At 39.2% G+C, this 16680-nt stretch carries 16 protein-coding genes and 2 tRNA genes; 13 read left to right on the forward strand and 5 right to left on the reverse strand.

All coding sequences use genetic code 11. From position 1 onward, the window contains the following. The first annotated feature begins 125 nt into the window (after positions 1 to 125). The 3 genes from ACT6XC_RS03720 to ACT6XC_RS03730 all read left to right on the forward strand — a co-directional run bounded on the left by ACT6XC_RS03720 (position 126) and on the right by ACT6XC_RS03730 (position 3885). The gene (locus ACT6XC_RS03720) at positions 126 to 1187 is read left to right on the forward strand and encodes a hypothetical protein (protein WP_443740840.1); all 1062 of its coding nucleotides are present in this window, start codon (positions 126 to 128) and stop codon (positions 1185 to 1187) included. A gap of 134 nt (positions 1188 to 1321) precedes the next feature. After that, positions 1322 to 2605: a hemolysin family protein gene (locus ACT6XC_RS03725; protein WP_443740841.1), complete on the forward strand. Its 1284-nt coding sequence runs from the start codon at positions 1322 to 1324 to the stop codon at positions 2603 to 2605. Then, positions 2605 to 3885 carry a hemolysin family protein gene (locus ACT6XC_RS03730; protein WP_443740842.1) on the forward strand — a complete coding sequence of 427 codons (1281 nt, stop codon included), beginning with the start codon at positions 2605 to 2607 and terminating at the stop codon, positions 3883 to 3885. The genes ACT6XC_RS03725 and ACT6XC_RS03730 overlap by 1 nt, the downstream gene beginning before the upstream one ends. Before the next feature lie 100 nt (positions 3886 to 3985). Here the strand turns inward: ACT6XC_RS03730 and ACT6XC_RS03735 are convergent, their stop codons facing one another. The 3 genes from ACT6XC_RS03735 to ACT6XC_RS03745 all read right to left on the reverse strand — a co-directional run bounded on the left by ACT6XC_RS03735 (position 3986) and on the right by ACT6XC_RS03745 (position 6489). After that, positions 3986 to 4627, reverse strand: coding sequence for a cytidylate kinase-like family protein (locus ACT6XC_RS03735; RefSeq protein WP_288516869.1), 642 nt, complete (start codon positions 4625 to 4627; stop codon positions 3986 to 3988). Between the two features lie 82 nt (positions 4628 to 4709). Further along, on the reverse strand, positions 4710 to 5735 hold the full coding sequence (locus ACT6XC_RS03740; RefSeq protein ID WP_443740843.1) for an omptin family outer membrane protease: 1026 nt from the start codon (positions 5733 to 5735) through the stop codon (positions 4710 to 4712). A 1-nt stretch (position 5736) separates the two neighbouring features. Further along, a complete protein-coding gene (locus tag ACT6XC_RS03745) occupies positions 5737 to 6489 on the reverse strand; it encodes an RluA family pseudouridine synthase (RefSeq protein ID WP_078931564.1) in 753 nt (250 codons plus the stop codon). 246 nt (positions 6490 to 6735) lie between these two features. Between ACT6XC_RS03745 and fabV the strand changes: the two genes are divergently transcribed. From fabV to ACT6XC_RS03765, 4 genes are all read left to right on the forward strand, one after another. Then, positions 6736 to 7953, forward strand: a complete 1218-nt coding sequence (fabV, locus tag ACT6XC_RS03750; RefSeq protein ID WP_443740844.1) for an enoyl-ACP reductase FabV — start codon at positions 6736 to 6738, stop codon at positions 7951 to 7953. 414 nt (positions 7954 to 8367) lie between these two features. Continuing rightward, positions 8368 to 9681, forward strand: coding sequence for a THUMP domain-containing class I SAM-dependent RNA methyltransferase (locus ACT6XC_RS03755; RefSeq protein ID WP_443740845.1), 1314 nt, complete (start codon positions 8368 to 8370; stop codon positions 9679 to 9681). Beyond that, positions 9681 to 10289, forward strand: coding sequence for a TetR/AcrR family transcriptional regulator (locus ACT6XC_RS03760; RefSeq protein ID WP_443740846.1), 609 nt, complete (start codon positions 9681 to 9683; stop codon positions 10287 to 10289). The genes ACT6XC_RS03755 and ACT6XC_RS03760 overlap by 1 nt, the downstream gene beginning before the upstream one ends. A gap of 2 nt (positions 10290 to 10291) precedes the next feature. After that, positions 10292 to 10795, forward strand: a complete 504-nt coding sequence (locus ACT6XC_RS03765) for a YkgJ family cysteine cluster protein (protein WP_443740847.1) — start codon at positions 10292 to 10294, stop codon at positions 10793 to 10795. Here ACT6XC_RS03765 and ACT6XC_RS03770 read toward each other — a convergent pair. Both ACT6XC_RS03770 and ACT6XC_RS03775 read right to left on the reverse strand, forming a co-directional pair. Beyond that, positions 10786 to 11352 carry an ANTAR domain-containing response regulator gene (locus tag ACT6XC_RS03770; RefSeq protein ID WP_078931850.1) on the reverse strand — a complete coding sequence of 189 codons (567 nt, stop codon included), beginning with the start codon at positions 11350 to 11352 and terminating at the stop codon, positions 10786 to 10788. The two genes, ACT6XC_RS03765 and ACT6XC_RS03770, sit on opposite strands and share 10 nt — an antisense overlap. Positions 11353 to 11356: 4 nt before the next feature. Beyond that, positions 11357 to 12550 (reverse strand): glutamine synthetase family protein, encoded by a 1194-nt coding sequence (locus ACT6XC_RS03775; protein WP_443737932.1) that lies wholly within the window; start codon positions 12548 to 12550, stop codon positions 11357 to 11359. 335 nt (positions 12551 to 12885) lie between these two features. Here ACT6XC_RS03775 and ACT6XC_RS03780 point away from each other — a divergent pair. The 6 genes from ACT6XC_RS03780 to ACT6XC_RS03805 form a co-directional block, all read left to right on the forward strand. Further along, positions 12886 to 12959: transfer RNA gene (locus ACT6XC_RS03780), tRNA-Ala, on the forward strand. Between the two features lie 79 nt (positions 12960 to 13038). Continuing rightward, positions 13039 to 14313 (forward strand): O-acetylhomoserine aminocarboxypropyltransferase/cysteine synthase family protein, encoded by a 1275-nt coding sequence (locus ACT6XC_RS03785; protein WP_443737931.1) that lies wholly within the window; start codon positions 13039 to 13041, stop codon positions 14311 to 14313. A gap of 127 nt (positions 14314 to 14440) precedes the next feature. After that, a complete protein-coding gene (locus tag ACT6XC_RS03790) occupies positions 14441 to 15136 on the forward strand; it encodes a PrsW family glutamic-type intramembrane protease (RefSeq protein WP_443740848.1) in 696 nt (231 codons plus the stop codon). Positions 15137 to 15157: 21 nt separating this feature from the next. Then, a tRNA-Met gene (locus ACT6XC_RS03795) sits at positions 15158 to 15230 on the forward strand. A gap of 283 nt (positions 15231 to 15513) precedes the next feature. Then, complete coding sequence (locus tag ACT6XC_RS03800) at positions 15514 to 15930, forward strand: hypothetical protein (protein ID WP_443740849.1); 417 nt, start codon at positions 15514 to 15516, stop codon at positions 15928 to 15930. A gap of 101 nt (positions 15931 to 16031) precedes the next feature. Then, the coding region (locus tag ACT6XC_RS03805; RefSeq protein WP_443740850.1) for a Fic family protein at positions 16032 to 16680 on the forward strand (649 nt) is incomplete at its 3' end.

The following is a 16680-nucleotide window of genomic DNA, read 5'->3' on the forward strand; positions in this document are numbered from 1 at the left end:
GGCTTAGGGATTGGAGTGGTGGAAGTGGCTGGCTTTGACAGCCACCGTAGGCGAATGCCGTAGCCACGGAAAGCCCGACCCGCGTAAGCGGGGAAGCCCCAAATTTTAAAATTTAGGAATTTAAGATGAAAAAAATTTTAAAACTTTTTACTGTTCTTTTGATGAGTTCGGTTATTTTTGCTGGATGTTCAAAAAAAGATGAAAATCAAGTTCGTAAGCCTTCTGAAAATATTGATTCGTCGACTTGGGTTGACAATTTGATTGACGGAAAGGCTGCTGCTTCTAAAGAAAATAAAAAAATCTTCCTGCTTTTTTCGGGTGATGATCAGGATAAATCAAGTGCTGAACTCAAAGAAAAGATTTTTAACCGTGACGGTTTTATTTCTGAAATGACAAAAAATTATGTTCTTGTTAATTTGGATTTTTCAAATTCGCTTTTTGACAAGGCCGCTGCCGAACCGACAGCTTCTGAAGAAGAAAAAGCCGAGGCGGCTAAACTTTGGGTCAAACTCGAAGAAAACATGCGCGATGCTGGACTTTACAATATCCAGGTAACTCCTTCTTATTATATTTTGACAAAAGAAGGTTATGTAATTAAGCAGATGGTTTTTGAAAATAAACCTGAATCTGTGGAAGATTTTTTTGCTGGTTACAATCCGCTTGTTGAAGAAATTGCTGAATATGAAAATACGATTTCTGCGGCTCGTTCTGGAAAAACCGAAGACAGGCTGGCTGCAATTAACCGTCTTTTTGAAAAAACGGACCCTCAATTGCGCTATCTGCTTGCCGATTTTTGCTCGGATTATATTAAACTCGACAAAAAAAATTCGACAGGAATGGTTGGAAGTTATGTCGTTGCATTGGCAAATTCAAACGCTGTTCAGCATTATCTTGACCAGGATCCTCTGGCTGCAAGTGAAGAATTTGCAACGGCTGCAAAGAGTAAATTTTTGGAACCAGAACAGAAACAGCAGTGTTTTTATACAGCAGCATACCTTTTTGCTTCGAGCGGAACGGACGACGCTGCAAAAGTTAAAGACTATTTGCAGAAAGCTTACGATGTGGCTCCAGATTCGGAATACGCAGAGTCGATTTTGAGCATGATGCGAATGATGGAAGAAAAATACGGTGAAAGCGCAGAACCTTCTGCAGATGCGCCGGAAACTAAAGATTCTGCGGAGAACTAAAATAGTTAAAAAACGGTCTGTCTAAAAAATATTTTTTTGTAAAAAAACAGTTTGCTTTTCTAGCTTTTTATTTTTCTAAGCCGGCTTTGTAGACTTGTGTTTTTTTGACAGACTGAAAAATTTATAGGAAAAATATGGACGACTACCCCTCGGATAATTTAATTATTCTTTTATTGGTTGCGATTACTTGTATTGTGCTTTCTTCGCTTTTTTCGGCTTCGGAAAGCGCATTTCTCGGGCTTAACAAGCTTCGTGTTCATTTTTTGCGTGAAAAAGGCGATAAACGCGCTATTCGGGCTGGAAAACTGCTTGAACGCAAGGAAGAACTTTTAAATATGCTTTTGGTCGGAAACGAAATTGTAAATGTTACGCTTTCCGTCGTTTTAACTTCAATTTTTTTAAAACTTTTTGGAGCGGCTGGTCTTGGAATTGCCACTTCGATTGCGACTGTTTTGCTTTTGATTTTTGGCGAAATTACCCCGAAAAGTCTGACCACGCGTTATCCAGAAAAATCATCTTTTTTCTTAAGCCGGTTTGTTTGGTTTTTCTTTTATTTTCTTCGTCCTTTTGTAATAATTTTTACTTCAATTTCCAGACTTTTTTTGAAAATTTTTGGAATTTCCACAAAAAAGAAGCAGGCAACTTTTACCGAAGAGGAAATCAAAACTTTTATTGATGTTGGCGGTGAAGAAGGCGTTCTTGAAAATGGCGAAAAAAATATGATGAACCGCGTTTTTAAGTTCACCGATTTGAATGCTACCGATATTATGGTTCCTCGCTGCGACGTAATTGGAATTGAGACAAAGGCTTCTTACCGCGATATAATTCAGCTTTCTGAACGCACGCGAATCAGCCGTTTTCCGGTTTATACCGAGGACGGAATTGACAATATTCTGGGTGTGCTTTATGTAAAGGATTTGCTGTTTTTTAGAGGCGCAAAAGAAGATTTTTCTGTCGAGAAATTGATGCGTCCTCCGCTTTTTATTCCTGGAACTACAAAAATGTCCTCGATTCAGGAGATGATGCGCAAAAATAAGCAGAGTTTTGCTGTTGTAATTGATGAATATTCTGGAACTGACGGAATTTTGACGACAGAAGACATTGAACGAGAGATTTTTGGTGCAATTGCGGACGATTTTCAAAAGGCAGGAGACCCGACTTCTGTCCATATAAAAAATCCTGATGACAATTTGCTCGACGGAAGCGCGCGGCTTGTTGATTTGGCGGACGAACTCCACTTAAAACTCGAAAGTCGTGACAACGAAACAATTGGCGGTTACATTTGCGAAGTTTTGGGACACATTCCTGTTCCCGGCGAATTTATCGAAGTGGGCGAATATCGTTTTGAAGTAAGTTCAATGGACAGACTCAGGATCGCAAGCGTTCATTGTAAAAGAATTCCTGGAGGCGAAGAATAATGAAAATTTTTATCGAAATAATTCTTCCGATTCTTGCCGACATTTTCTTGGTTTTTATTGTTGCTTTTTTTGCTGCGAGCGAGACTGCTTTTTTGTCGATTACTCGGGTAACCTTGCATCAGATGTTAAAAAAAGAAGGCGATAAAAAAAATACACCGGCCAAAAAAATTCAATTTTTAAAAAAAGATACAAACCGCCTTTTGTCGCTGATTTTGATTGGAATCAATTTTGTAACTTCTCTAGCCTCTGGTCTTGCCGCAATGATTGCGATTAATCTTGCAGGAAATTCAGGTTCGACTTATGCAACAATCATTATTTCGTTTGTTTTGATTGTTTTTGGAGAAATTATGCCAAAAACGGTTGCGGCGGCTTATCCAGTACAGTCGGCAAGTATTTTTGCTTCTCCGCTGATTTTTTTGGAAAAACTTTTATTTCCGATTGTCTGGCTTTTTTCTAAAATTACGGATTTTATTACAAAAATTCTCACAAGGTTTATTCACGAAGGCCGGGAACTTATAACTGAAGATGAATTAAAATCGCTGATAGCTGTTGGTGCAAACGAAGGAACTTTGGAAAACAGTGAAAAGCGAATGTTGTATAAAATTTTTGAATTTACGGATTTGAAAGTTCACGACATTATGCGTCATAAAAGCCATGTTCAGTTTGTGCCAGAAAATGCTTCGTATGTTGAAATTGCCGACATTTTTGCAGAAACTGGTTATAGCAGGCTTCCTGTTTGCCGAGGTTCTTTTGAAGATGTCCTTGGAGTTCTTTATTACAAAAATGTGCTTTTGGCAGGAAGAGTTATAAAGGAATCTAAAAATCTGGCGGTAAGATGTATGCGTCCAGCTCTTTTTATTCCAGAAACGATTACAGCGACAGAACTTTTGCAAAAATTCAGAAAGGAAAACATAAATTTTGCGGTTGCTGTTGACGAAAACGGTTCAAATATTGGAATTGTAACGATGGACGACATTATGCGCGCAGTTTTTGGACACAGCGTGCACGGAGAGCAGGCCGATATTCCTCCAGAAACCTTGATAGTTCCTGTTACCTCAAAGGAATTTCTGGTTCCTGGCGATATGAAAATTGACGATGTAAATGAACTTTTAAAACTTGAACTTGTAAGCGATGATTACGATACTCTTGCGGGCTGGCTTTTGGAACAGTTCGATGCAATTCCTGAAGCAGGCGAAACAATTCGTCGTGACGGAGTTTTGTTCAAGGTAGAAGACCAAACCCGCCGTCGGATTCAGAGCGTAAGAATCACATTCCCGTAATACAAAAAGATTTGCCGCAAATTTCCTGCAAAGACGTTTTACAAATTCAATAAAATAGCGTAATCCGTCTTTGCAAGGCAAGGCGTTTTTGTAGCCTGACTTACTGGTGTTTAGCGATTTCCGAAATCAGTCGGGCAGTTTCTTCAATTCCTGCTGTTGAACTGTTAATCATAATGTCGTAGTTTTTGCGGTCGCCCCAGGTTGCTTCTGTAAAAGTGTTGTAATGATTTGCACGGCGTTTATCAATCTGCTGAATTGTCTTTTTTGCTGCCTGTTCTGGTTCTTTGTACAAGTCTTCGATTCTCTTGAGTTTTTCTTCTAGATTTCCGTAGATAAAAACGTTTAAAAGAGATTTTGAATCAACTTCATCGCTTGCATTAAGAATGTAATCTGCACAGCGTCCGACAATTACGCAGTTTCCTTTTTTTGCAAGGTCGAGAATAACTTTGCGTTCTGCATTAAAAACCTGATCCGCAAGAGGAAGCATCTGAGTTCCGTTAATCGAGGACGCGCCATTTGCTGTGCCAGAGTAACTTGAGCCTAAAAGAAGATTGTATAAAAATCCTGAAGAAAGATTTTGTTCAGTTTTTTTAATAAAATCTGGAGAAAGTCCGCTTTCCTGAGCGGCCATATCAATAATTTCCTTGTCGTAAAAATCATAACCCAAAGATTCTGCAACGAGTTTTCCGATAAGTCTTCCACCGGAACCGTATTCACGGCTGATTGTAATAATTTTTTTCATAAAAGCCTCCGTAAAGACTGATTTTTGTTTTTTTTGTAGGTTTATTATATCACAAAAATACAGAAAATTAGGAAGTGAATTTTTAGAAAAATTTATATTTAAATGAAAGGGAAATGTTAAAGCAGTGCTGGTCAGCGCCACTTTCCGAATCTTTTAGTTCGTTGTCTTTAGACCATTTTTGAGAATCGCTGGAATACGATTTTCCACGAAGAGTTTTCATATAAAGGTAATCTGCGTTAAGGCAGATTGATTTTTTTGAATCGATTTTATATTCGGTGTCGAAATTGCAATTAAAGAGGCTGCAAAAATCCGAAACAATGTCCAAAAAATAAAGCTCCCTTAAATAATGGCAGTCGATTGACTCAGAATAGACAAACGGAGAAAATTTAACTCCTGCTCCGAGCGAAAAATCTTTTGGAAGTTTGAACTCGATGCTACTTCCGAGCCAAAAAATAAAATTCTGCCGTTTATAAGAAATTACATCGCCAGAAAAATTTTTGATTGTCCGGTGGTTTTCTTCATCGTTCCAGGACGCATAATAACCGTCTGTTTCGTTTCCGTACCAACCAGTTCCGTTTTTTGCCGTAAATTTGAATAATTGGTATTCAAATTCAAAAAAAGGACTTATTTTGGCGCTGATTTTTTTTAGTTCCGGCAGTTTGAATGAATAGCCGGTTTTTAAGCTTGCAGAAATGTCGTAATCGATGTAATTGTCGCTTTCCGAATAGTTTGTTTTATAATCGTGTCCAGAAGTTTCTGTCACTGATGCAGGATCATTATTGAGCCAGTCAGAATCTTTCATTGTCCCGCATTCCAGCGGAAAACCTGCCGTAAAGCCTGCTTCCAGAAAAACACTTTTGTAACTGCCGTTAAGTTTTAGTCCAGAATAGAATTCGTTTTTGATTTCCCAATTTAATTCACTTAATTTGTCGCAACCGTAGTTCGACTTTCTTAAAAAAACATACTCGTTTACTTGACCGTTTTTTATTCCAATCAGCGGTTCCATAGAAAGCGAAAAGTCTGTTTTTTTTATTTCTGCTGCGGCATAAACTGAGGCAAAAATCGAAAAAAAAGGAATTGTTAAAACTAACGCTAAAACTTTTTTCATTTTATTTTTGATTAAAAGGATCAACTCCAAAAATGCTTGCCAGCTGTTTACGTGTTGCTTCCATGTCTTTTTGGTAAGGTGCGGTAAAAGTCATGCGTTCGCCGGTTTTTGGGTGTTCGAGCGAAAGACTGTAGGCGTGAAGAGCAAGTCTGCTTAAAAGAGGTCGTTCTGTTTCTGTGTCGCCGTTCCATCGTTTTTTTATGTCGCTCAGGCGGACAGGTTTTTGGTTTCCGGAATAAAGAGGATCGCAGACGATTGAAAGTCCGATTGACTGCAAATGAGCGCGAATTTGGTGAGTTCTGCCAGTTTTTGGGCGGGCTTCAAGCCAGCTGTAAGGTCCGCATATGCCGATCAGTTTAAAATCCGTAATGCTTGTTTTTCCAAAGCGTGAATTTATCGTCGTGCGGTGGCGGAAATCTCCATCTGGCAAAAGTTTTGAATCTACGGTTTTTGTCTGCCAGAGAGGCCGTCCGTTTACAAGACAGTGATAGATTTTTTCGACAGTCCGGTTTTCAAACTGCATGGAAAGCGCACGGTGTGAATCTGCATTTTTTGCGTAAATTACACAGCCGGAAGTGTCTTTGTCGATTCTGTGGACAGCGTAAAGCCTGCCGAATTCTTTTTCAGCTTCAGAATCTAAGCGAGGAGCGTCGGGGTCGTAGCGGTCTTGCGCAACTAAAAGTCCGGAACGTTTGTTCAATACAATAATGTCGTCGTCGTTATAAATAACAGTGTAATTTGGCGTAATTTTCATACAAAAAATTGTAGCACAAAAAAAGAGTTGATAGAAGTTGAATTTTGGACGGCACCGCACGGTCAAACCGGTGTTTCAGTGTTGTCATTCTAAAAAACTTCGTTTTTTAGAACGCCTTCGGCGCACTTACACCCCGGCGTAGGTTTTGCCTAAAGTAAATTGACAAAAACATAAAAAATGTCATAATGGTAATAATTAGTATTTTGGCTCTCTATAATTTGAGGTGCCGATTTTTAGGGGAAAAAAATGGCTGTTATTAAACCGATGATTCGTTCGAACATTTGTATCAATTCGCACCCACTTGGATGTGCACAGGATACTAGAAATCAGATTGCCTATGCTGTTGCTCAGAAAGCAAAACGTGGAACAAAAACTGCCGCTGAAGGTGGATATGCTCCAAAAAACGTTCTTGTTCTTGGTTGTTCTACAGGATATGGACTTGCAAGCCGCATTTCTGCAGCTTTTGAATACGGTGCAGACACAATCGGTGTTTCTTTTGAAAAAGAAGCTACAGAAACAAAAGCTGGAACTCCTGGTTTTTACAACAATATGACTTTTGACAAGGAAGCTCAGAAGGCTGGACTTAAATCAAAAACTTTCAATATGGACGCTTTTTCTGACGAATGTCGTCAGGCAGTAATTGACGAAGCAAAAAAACAGGGAATTAAATTCGACCTTATTATTTATTCTCTTGCTTCTCCAGTTCGCACAGACCCAGACACAAAGGTTATGTACCGCTCTGTAATCAAACCTATCGGTTCGACTTTTACCGGTCCTGCACTTGATATGATGACTGGAAAAATTGCAGTTCAGGAAGTAAAACCTGCCGAAGGAGATGATATTCCAAATACTGTAAAAGTAATGGGTGGCGAAGACTGGGAACGCTGGATTAAACAGTTAAAAGAAGCGGATGTTCTTGCTGACGGTGTACGCACACTTGCTTATTCTTACATTGGACCAAAATATAGCCATCCGATTTACCGCGACGGCACAATTGGCGAAGCAAAAAAAGATTTGGAAGCCCGCGCCCACAACATTGACAGTTCTCTTAAAGAATTGAACGGCGCTGCTTATGTTTCGGTAAACAAAGGTCTTGTAACCCGCTCTTCGGCAGTAATTCCAATTATCGCACAGTATCTTGGAGTTTTGTTCAAGATTATGAAGGCAAAAGGAACACACGAAGGCTGTATCGAACAGATGGAACGTCTTTTTGCAGAACGTCTTTACACAGCAGATAAAAAAGTTCCTGTAGATTCAGAAAACAGAATCCGCATTGACGACTGGGAACTTGATCCTGCAATTCAGGCAGAAGTAGACAAGGCAATGCCAAATGTTACAGAAGAAACAGTAAACGAATACTGCGACATGGAAGGACTCCGCCACGACTTCTTGATGATAAACGGTTTCGACGTTCCAGGCGTTGACTATACCAAAGAAATCACAAAAATGAACGAAATCGACTAATCAAAATTAAACAAAAGTTTGTTTTGGAGCAGGTTAAAAACTTAGAAACTTGCGAAAACTAAGTTTTTTATTATAGTTTAAAAACAAAAACACCAGTTTTCTAAATACAGAAAACTGGTGTTTTTTTTGCAGTAAAGGCTAAAATGCAAAACAAGAGAAAAATGTTCAGTTTTAGAACTGTGCATGCGCATAAAATGTCTAAAATATGTAATAAAGCCTTTAAAAATCAGAAAGTTGATGAGTGAATTTAAGAAAAAAGCTACCCCGGATGCGCAGGACGCAGTCGACCGCAGGCTTTAGCCGAGGACGATGAGCGAAAGCGAATCCGGAGCAGCCGGATAAGACGATAAAATGTGGTTCTAAAAAAAATCTTTGGTTGTCCAAAATGACATTTTGTGTTAAATTGTCAAGATAATGAACACTTTAGTTGCTTTGTGCGCAATTGGCGCGGAAAAAATTCTTGGAAACGAAATTAAACTCTTGGGTTACAGACTTGCTGGAAATGCTCCTGGACGCGTTTTTTTTGAAGGCGATGATGATGCTCTTTTTAGGGCGAACCTTTGCCTGCGAACTGCCGACCGCGTTTATATTTTAATGGCTCGTTACAAGGCTGAAGATTTTGATCAGCTTTTTGACGGAGTTTATTCTGTAAACTGGCAGGATTTTTTTAAGAAAGATACAAAAGTTACGGTTGATAAAGTTCGTTCGTATAAATCGAGACTTAATTCTGAGCATTCTGTGCAGGGAATGGTTCAAAAAGCGATTTACAAAAAACTCGGCGACAGATGGAATATGTCTTCTTTGCCGGAAACTGGCGAAAAAAGCGATGTCCGCGTTTATCTGGACAATGACGAAGCGTTGATTTTGCTGGATTTGAGCGGATTGCCCCTGCATAAGCGCGGTTATCGTACTGACGGCGGAATGGCTCCTTTGCGTGAAACTACCGCTGCCGTTCTTTTGCAGATGAGCATGTGGAAGAGAAAAATTCCTTTTCACGATCCATTCTGTGGTTCAGGAACCTTGCCAATCGAAGCAACACTTTTTGCTTTTAACGTTGCGCCTGGTTTTGGCCGGAGATTTGCTTTGGAAAATCTTCCGATTTTTAACCGTGAACGTGCAATCGAAATAAAAAATGCTGAAGCGGCAAAAATCCGCACCGACGTCGAGGTTCGCATTACAGGAACGGATATTGACCCTTCTGCCGTTGAGCGGGCTCGTTTAAATGCTGAGCATGCCTGCGTAACTGCCGGCCGTGCGCTCAAGGCGATCGGTGTTGATGCTCATTTGTGGCGTCCGGATTTTCAAGTGAGCGATTTTAAGGATATTGAAGCTCCTTACGAAAACGGAATGATAATCTGTAATCCACCGTATGGCGAGCGTCTTGGTGACGAGCAGCAGGCCGCGGAACTTTATTCAAGCATGAAAAGTCTTTTTGAAGATTTTAAGGGCTGGCAGATTGGCGTAATAACCGCGCACAAAGAGTTTCAGGAAAATGTTGGCCGCTATGCTACGACATTAAAAAGTATAAAATCTGGAAATCTGGACACGACTTTCTATCTTTACAACGGAACAGAAAAAGAAAAAAAACGTGGTGTTCGTCCAGCGGATTTTAATTCGAGCAGAAAAAAATCCGAAGAATGGAAAAAAGACACTCCAAAAAAACAGAATAAAAAGTCTTTTGCTCCACGCGAACGCAAAAACGAAAATTCAGACAAGGAATATTTTTAATGGCTATTGTTGTTGAACACGAAAAAAGAAAAAGGGAAATTCTCGAAAAAGCGATGGAACTTTTTTGTCGTGATGGATATGAAGACGTTACATTTCAAAAAATTGCGGATGCCTGTGGAATTACGCGCACAACGCTCTACATTTATTTTGGAAGCAAACACGAAATTTTCAATTTCAGCATAAAGCAGTTGTCTTCGGACCTGGAAGTAAAATTTTTAAAAATCATAAAAGACCATTCTATAACAGCAGAAGACTGTCTTCGAAAAATTACTTCGGATGCAATCGATGCCTGTGTCGAAAACAAGACACTGTTTGAAATTTTGGTTCCATATCTTACAGGGCTTTATAAAACTGGTGATGATGTTTACGAAAGAGTTCGTCGCCGCACAATCCGCATAAATCACCTTTTGAGTATGATGATTGTGCGTGGTCAAAAAAACGGCGAATTTAGAAAATTTAGCGTAAAAACTGCAAATGATTTAATTTTTGGTTTGATTATCGAATCAGTTTTTAAAATGGCAGTTCTTCACAATGCGGAAGTTGACAATATAAAGGCAAGCCTGAATCTTGCAATCGATGGCCTTTTGACAGAACGGCCGGAAAACTAAAAATGACAGAAAATTCACAAAACTCTCAAAAAAAAGAACCGTTTTATTTGAACGGACTGCATTTTGGATGCCAGCGATGTTCATTTTGCTGCGGACATTCTCCTGGATTTGTTTATCTTTCGGAACGCGATTTAAAGGCTCTGTGCAGTTTAAAAAAAATGTCTGTAAGGGATTTTGTCGAACAGTATTGCCGGTGGGCAGATTATTACTACGGAACTCAGGTTCTTGCGCTCAAAGAACAAAAAAATTACGACTGCATCCTGTGGAATAGCGGCTGTTCCTGCTACGAGGCGCGGCCTGTTCAGTGTTCGACCTGGCCGTTCTGGAGCTGGATGATTGAATCAAAAGAAAGCTGGGAAGACTGCGCTAAAGAATGTCCTGGAATGAACAAGGGGCGGCTTTGGACTTTTGACGAAATTGAAGAAAACCGGATAGCCTACGAAAAAAATGTTCCTATTCATAAAGAAGAAGTTTTAAAAATTATTGAAGAAGAATCTCAGCTGTAAGTTTTTATAATTTCGTCTGCAACGGCAATTCGCTTCATGCTGCGATCCATTGCCTGTTTTTCGAGAAAACGGTGGGCTTCCTGTTCTGACATTTCTTTGTTCTGCATTAAGAGCATTTTTGCGCGGTTTACAATGCGGATTTCTTCCATCTTTTCCTTAAGCTTAATTGTCTGACTCGAAAGAACCTGAACCTTGTACTGAACGGCAATTGCAATTTTTATCATATTGTAAAAATAGAACTGATCAAAAGGCGACGTTATCGTAAGAATTCCGTAAGGCTCAACCCTGTAACTCAACTGGTCAAAAAACTGTGTTGGCGCAAGAAGCAGGATTGTGCTTGTGCAGGAAGAAATATCAACGGCAAAATCGGTTCCTTCCCCGTCAGCAAAATCAACAATTACAATGTTAAAAACCCGTTCAGTACAGAGTCGACGGGCTTCGTTAAAATCTTCTGCCAAAATTACATCAAACATTGGCGGAACAAGCATTGCGCTTATTAGAGTCGAAGTTTTTATGTCTTTTGTCACAACTAGAACGCTATGTATATCTGATGCCATAAGCTTAGAATTTTATGATTTGTTTAATAAATTCACTTTCTTTTGCAAGTTTTCGGGCTTCGGCCAAACTGAGAGGAATTGTCCTGTAATTTTTTGTCCGTTCTTCGTAGTCTTTTTTATCTTCTGCATAAGACTGAAAAAGGTTTTCTTGAACAGCAGGCTCTGGAACGAGATTTTTTTTGATTCCGTCGAGGGCAGCGTAAATTAAAAGTGTAAAGGCGAGATAAATATTGCATTCGCTGTCAGAAGAACGAATCTGGATTTTTCCGTTCGGATGCTTTGAAGGAACGCGGATTGCGCAGGAACGGTTTTGAGTTCCCCAGCAGATGAATTTTGGCGCTTTTGACTGTCCGATTCTTGAGTAAGATTCTTCGGAAGGATTTAAGAAATATGTAATTTCTGACAAGTGCGCAAGAATTCCTGCCATAATTGAAGGCATTTTTTCTTCTTTATTTGCCGAAATATTGATGTGCATGCCGTTTCCAGGATAAACCGAAAGCGGTTTTGGCGAAAAATCTGCGTAAAGACCGTTTGATGCAGCCTTGGTGCGAACAATCCACTTAAAAGTCGAAGCATTGTCGGCAGCCGTTTCTGCATCGGAAGCACGGAAATCAATTTCGTTTTGGCCTGGACCTTCTTCGTGATGGCTGAATTCCGGAGTAATTCCCATTTGTTCGAGAGTAAAATCAATTTCGCGCCGAATATTTTCGCCTTTGTCTTCTGGAGCAATGTCCATGTATCCGGCGTTATCGAAAGGAATTTTTGTATTGCGGCCGTTTTCGTCGAGTTTAAAAAGGTAGAATTCAAATTCAGTACCAAATTTAAATTCAATGCCGAATTCGTCCTTTGCCTTTTTAACAGCCTGTTTTAAAATATGGCGGCAGTCTTTTTCGTAAGGAGTTCCGTCAGGATATTTAATGTCGCAGAACATACGGACAACTTTTCCAGTTGAAGGACGCCATGGAATCACAGACAGTGTAGAAGGGTCAGGATGCAAGAACAAATCCGAAGAATGAGCCTCCTGAAAACCAGGAATTGCCGAAGCGTCAAAAGAAATTCCTTCCTCAAAAGCGCGAGGCAGTTCGCCGGCCATAATCGAAACATTGCGCTGTTTTCCAGAAAGATCAAAATAGGCAAGACGAATAAATTTTACATCTTCCTCATTCACGTAGTCGATAACTTCAGATTCCATATACATATCGAAAACTCCATCGGCAGATAAAAAAATAGCCAAAAAAATTATAAAGAAATCAATTTGTTTGTTCAATTATAAAAATTTTACAAACAAAAAACAAAAAATTGCTTAAAATGCACAAAAATAGCAGGGCGGCTTTTTACTTCGCTTTGCTGCGTAAAAACCGGGCTATCCACAGTTCCGCTTCCGCTCCATTCCAAAGCGAAAGATTAAAAAACAGGCAAAATCGCTTTGGAACGCTGCGCGCTGTTCCTATCCCTGCCGCAAAAAAAAAAATCTCTCAAAAAGCAAATAACATCTTTATTCAATTCTTAATTTTCTGTTAGAATAAACCCATCGGGGCTGTAGCTCACCTGGCTAGAGCGTTGCAATGGCATTGCAAAGGTAGTCGGTTCAAGTCCGATCAGCTCCAAAAAGGCAAAAAATGTTTTTTGTCAGAGAGATTAAAAAAGTAAAAAATAACAAACCGACTGCGTGAGAGGTATTTAAAAATGAAAATCGAAACAAAATGTCTGCATTCTGGTTATGAACCAAAAAACGGTGAGCCTAGAATGATTCCAATTATTCAGAGTACGACTTTTAAATATGATTCAAGCGAAGAAATGGGCAAACTTTTTGATTTAAAGGCAAACGGTTATTTCTATTCACGCTTACAGAATCCAACCTGTGACATGGTTGCTGCAAAAATTGCCGCTCTCGAAGGTGGAACAGCCGCAATGCTTACAGGTTCTGGACAGGCTGCAAATTTTCTTTCGGTTTTTAATCTTGCAAACGCTGGCGATCACGTAATTGCTTCTTCTGCAATTTACGGCGGAAGTTTTAATCTCTTCAATGTGACAATGCGAAAAATGGGTATCGAGTTTACTTTTGTAAATCCAGACTGTTCAGACGAAGAACTCGAAGCCGCATACAAACCAAATACAAAAGCTGTTTTTGGAGAAACAATTGCAAATCCAGCGCTGATTGTTTTTGACATTGAACGTTTTGCAGAATCTGCTCATAAACATGGAGTTCCTCTGATTGTTGACAATACTTTTGCAACTCCGATAAATTGCCGTCCTTTTGAATTTGGGGCGGACATTGTAACTCATTCAACTACAAAATATATGGACGGACATGATGCTACAGTTGGCGGAGTAATAGTTGATCACGGTCAATTTGACTGGATGGCGCATGCGGATAAATTCCCGGGATTGTGCACTCCAGACGAAAGTTATCATGGAATTACTTATGCCGAAAGGTTTGGAAATGCTGGAGCTTTTATTACAAAAGCAACAGCGCAGCTGATGCGCGACTTTGGAATGGTTCAGGCGCCGGTAAATGCTTATATGCTCAATCTTGGACTTGAATCGTTGCCGGTTAGAATCGAAAGACACTGTTCAAATGCTCAAAAAATTGCCGAATTCTTGGAAAAGAACGAAAAAGTATCATGGGTGAATTACCCGGGACTTCCAGGAAACAAATATTACGAACGTGCAAAAAAATATATGCCGAATGGAACTTGCGGGGTAATCAGTTTTGGAGTAAAAGGAGGCCGTAAAAATGCAGAAAAATTTATGGCAGAACTAAAACTCGGAATGATTGCAACCCATGTTGCCGACGCAAGAACTTGTTGTCTGCATCCTGCAAGTTCAACTCACAGACAGATGAGCGAAGAGGAATTGAACGCTGCCGGAGTTCCATCAGACTTGATAAGACTTTCAGTCGGTCTTGAAAATGTAGACGATTTAATTGCAGATATCTCAGAAGCATTAAAATCTGTATAAAAAACAAGGCTTGGGAGAATGAAAGATACAGTCATTCTCCCAGTTACTTTTAGAAACCTTTTGTTCAGCGTTTTGAAAATTTAATTTTTACGTTGAAATATCGGAATAAAAATATTATTCTGCTTATATGAACATTTTTGCACTTTTTGCCCTGAGTTTTCTCCCTTTAGTTGTGGTCTTTTTTCTTTTTGTGATTTTAGTTCCGGGGCAAAAAAAAGTTCGATTTGGAATTTTAGCTTGTATTCTCGGACTTTTTGCTGTTATACCGACATCGCTTGTTCAGCATTTTATTTTAAATTTGCCGATTTTTACAGCGAGTACAGTTGTAAATCTTCTTGTTACGGCAATAATTTTTAATGGCCTTATAGAAGAGTCCGTAAAAATGTTTTTTTTGTCGTTTTTGCCTTTTAAAAAACTGAATCTTTCATTTTATTTTTGCTGTGCTCTTCTTGCAGGAATGACTTTGGGCAGTTTCGAATCCATAATTTATGTTGTAAAAAAAATCAGTGGTGCTACCGAGCCTCTTGGAACTCAGACCGTTCTAAATTTGTTAGTTGCAAGGGTTTTTACAAGCGTGCTGATTCACACATTTTGTGCAGGATTAAGCGGACTTTATCTTTGGATGTTCAAGAAAAAACAGACACACGTACTGCCTTTTGTCTGGGCCGTACTTTTGCACGGCGTTTACAATTTTTTTGCCGGTTTTTCAAACAATTTTTATTGGTTTGCCGTCATAGCAATCCTTTTTTCAATATTAGAATGCAGAATTTGGTACAAATACAACAATTTAAGCGATACAGGGGTTGACATAAAGCGATATTAAATATAGACTGTTTGAACACGACGCGGGGTAGAGCAGTTGGCAGCTCGTCGGGCTCATAACCCGGAGGCCGCAGGTTCGAGTCCTGCCCCCGCTATAATCGTAATTCTTTATGTTGTAAGGAATTGCACTACTACTAATCCCAATTAGTAAGGCTTAGCGTAGAAAACATACTGATTTTATGCAACGGTTTTATGCAACCGCTGTAAAAGGTTTTAAGTGAGGTTTTCTATGGCTAAGCCTTTTACTTTTTCTACCAAACGAGCTGGTGGAAATATCTACGTTCAATTCGCCTTCCCGATGGAGGACGAACCTTCCAAAAAAGCACTGGTACTTCCAACCGAAAAGAAGCTGATAAGATTGCAGAAATTGCGAACGATATGAGGATGAACGGTTTTGATAAATCCCGCCCAATTATCGTAACAGAGGCTTATATTATTGTTGATGGACATTCCAGATTCATGGCTGCAAAGAAAGCGGATAGTGCGCTATTGGAGAAGATTCAAAACGGAAGTGTTTCAATCAACAAAGCTCATGAAATGATTAAGGCAGCAGAAGCCAGAAAGAAGTCTGAAGTTCCTGAAGAAGTATCTGATGAAAAATCTTGTAACACTGGAAAAGGTATCAATTCTGAATCTTTTAAGTTGGGAGTTTTGTTTGTTCTGTCAGAATTGGAAAGAGGACGGAAGAAAGGTCAGATTTTGAAAGACAAGAGAATAGCAAAACTAGACCTTGGTGAACTGGCTCTTTCTGAAGAAGATGCTGTTCGTTTTTCACAGAGATTTGGAGTTGCTTGAAAATTGATTTCTCTATGTCATCACCTTGTTCTCTATGTCATTTTATAGTAATATGACATAGAGAATATTTCTTTGGGGTAGAGAATCTTACGGAGGATACAATGCATAATTTTGAGTATAAAGAAAATGCCCGTAAATTACTGACACCAGAGATCGTAAATCTTCTTAGTTCAATTTATGAGCATAAAGGTCGACAACAGTTATTTGTAGAAGCTAAGAAAGATGAATTAAGAACCCTACTTGAAATTGCAAAAATTCAGAGTACAAAATCATCAAATAGAATTGAGGGTATTTCTACAACAGATAAACGTCTGGAAGAATTGATGCAGAAAAAATCAGACCCACGCAATAGAAATGAACAGGAAATTTCCGGTTATAGAGATGTCCTTTCAACTATTCACGAAAGTTATGATTATATTTCACCTACATCAAATATTATTCAACAACTTCATAGAGATTTATACTCTTATAATCAAAATGGGTTTGGTGGAAAATATAAATCCAGTGATAACATTATTGCCGAAACCGATGGCAATGGAATTCAAAAAGTAAGATTTGCACCAGTATCAGCTTTTGAAACAGATGAAGCCATGAGACTTATGGCAGAACGTTTTCTGGAAGAATGGAATAGCGGCAAAACAGATAAACTGCTTTTAATTCCTATGTTCATACTGGATTTCCTATGTATTCACCCCTTTGAAGACGGCAATGGACGAATGAGCAGACTGCTTACACTTCTATTACTTTATC

The sequence above is a fragment of the Treponema berlinense genome (genome assembly GCF_052273165.1).
GTDB lineage: Bacteria > Spirochaetota > Spirochaetia > Treponematales > Treponemataceae > Treponema_D > Treponema_D berlinense_A.

Bases quoted from the DNA above. Each gene is read 5' to 3' on its own strand.
- fabV (WP_443740844.1), top strand. From the start codon at position 6,736: ATGGCTGTTATTAAACCGATGATTCGTTCGAACATTTGTATCAATTCG.
- ACT6XC_RS03745 (WP_078931564.1), bottom strand. From the start codon at position 6,489: ATGAAAATTACGCCAAATTACACTGTTATTTATAACGACGACGACATT.
- ACT6XC_RS03725 (WP_443740841.1), top strand. From the start codon at position 1,322: ATGGACGACTACCCCTCGGATAATTTAATTATTCTTTTATTGGTTGCG.
- ACT6XC_RS03740 (WP_443740843.1), bottom strand. From the start codon at position 5,735: ATGAAAAAAGTTTTAGCGTTAGTTTTAACAATTCCTTTTTTTTCGATT.
- ACT6XC_RS03785 (WP_443737931.1), top strand. From the start codon at position 13,039: ATGAAAATCGAAACAAAATGTCTGCATTCTGGTTATGAACCAAAAAAC.
- ACT6XC_RS03730 (WP_443740842.1), top strand. From the start codon at position 2,605: ATGAAAATTTTTATCGAAATAATTCTTCCGATTCTTGCCGACATTTTC.
- ACT6XC_RS03770 (WP_078931850.1), bottom strand. From the start codon at position 11,352: ATGGCATCAGATATACATAGCGTTCTAGTTGTGACAAAAGACATAAAA.
- ACT6XC_RS03720 (WP_443740840.1), top strand. From the start codon at position 126: ATGAAAAAAATTTTAAAACTTTTTACTGTTCTTTTGATGAGTTCGGTT.
- ACT6XC_RS03765 (WP_443740847.1), top strand. From the start codon at position 10,292: ATGACAGAAAATTCACAAAACTCTCAAAAAAAAGAACCGTTTTATTTG.
- ACT6XC_RS03760 (WP_443740846.1), top strand. From the start codon at position 9,681: ATGGCTATTGTTGTTGAACACGAAAAAAGAAAAAGGGAAATTCTCGAA.
- ACT6XC_RS03800 (WP_443740849.1), top strand. From the start codon at position 15,514: ATGAGGATGAACGGTTTTGATAAATCCCGCCCAATTATCGTAACAGAG.
- ACT6XC_RS03775 (WP_443737932.1), bottom strand. From the start codon at position 12,550: ATGTATATGGAATCTGAAGTTATCGACTACGTGAATGAGGAAGATGTA.
- ACT6XC_RS03790 (WP_443740848.1), top strand. From the start codon at position 14,441: ATGAACATTTTTGCACTTTTTGCCCTGAGTTTTCTCCCTTTAGTTGTG.
- ACT6XC_RS03755 (WP_443740845.1), top strand. From the start codon at position 8,368: ATGAACACTTTAGTTGCTTTGTGCGCAATTGGCGCGGAAAAAATTCTT.
- ACT6XC_RS03735 (WP_288516869.1), bottom strand. From the start codon at position 4,627: ATGAAAAAAATTATTACAATCAGCCGTGAATACGGTTCCGGTGGAAGA.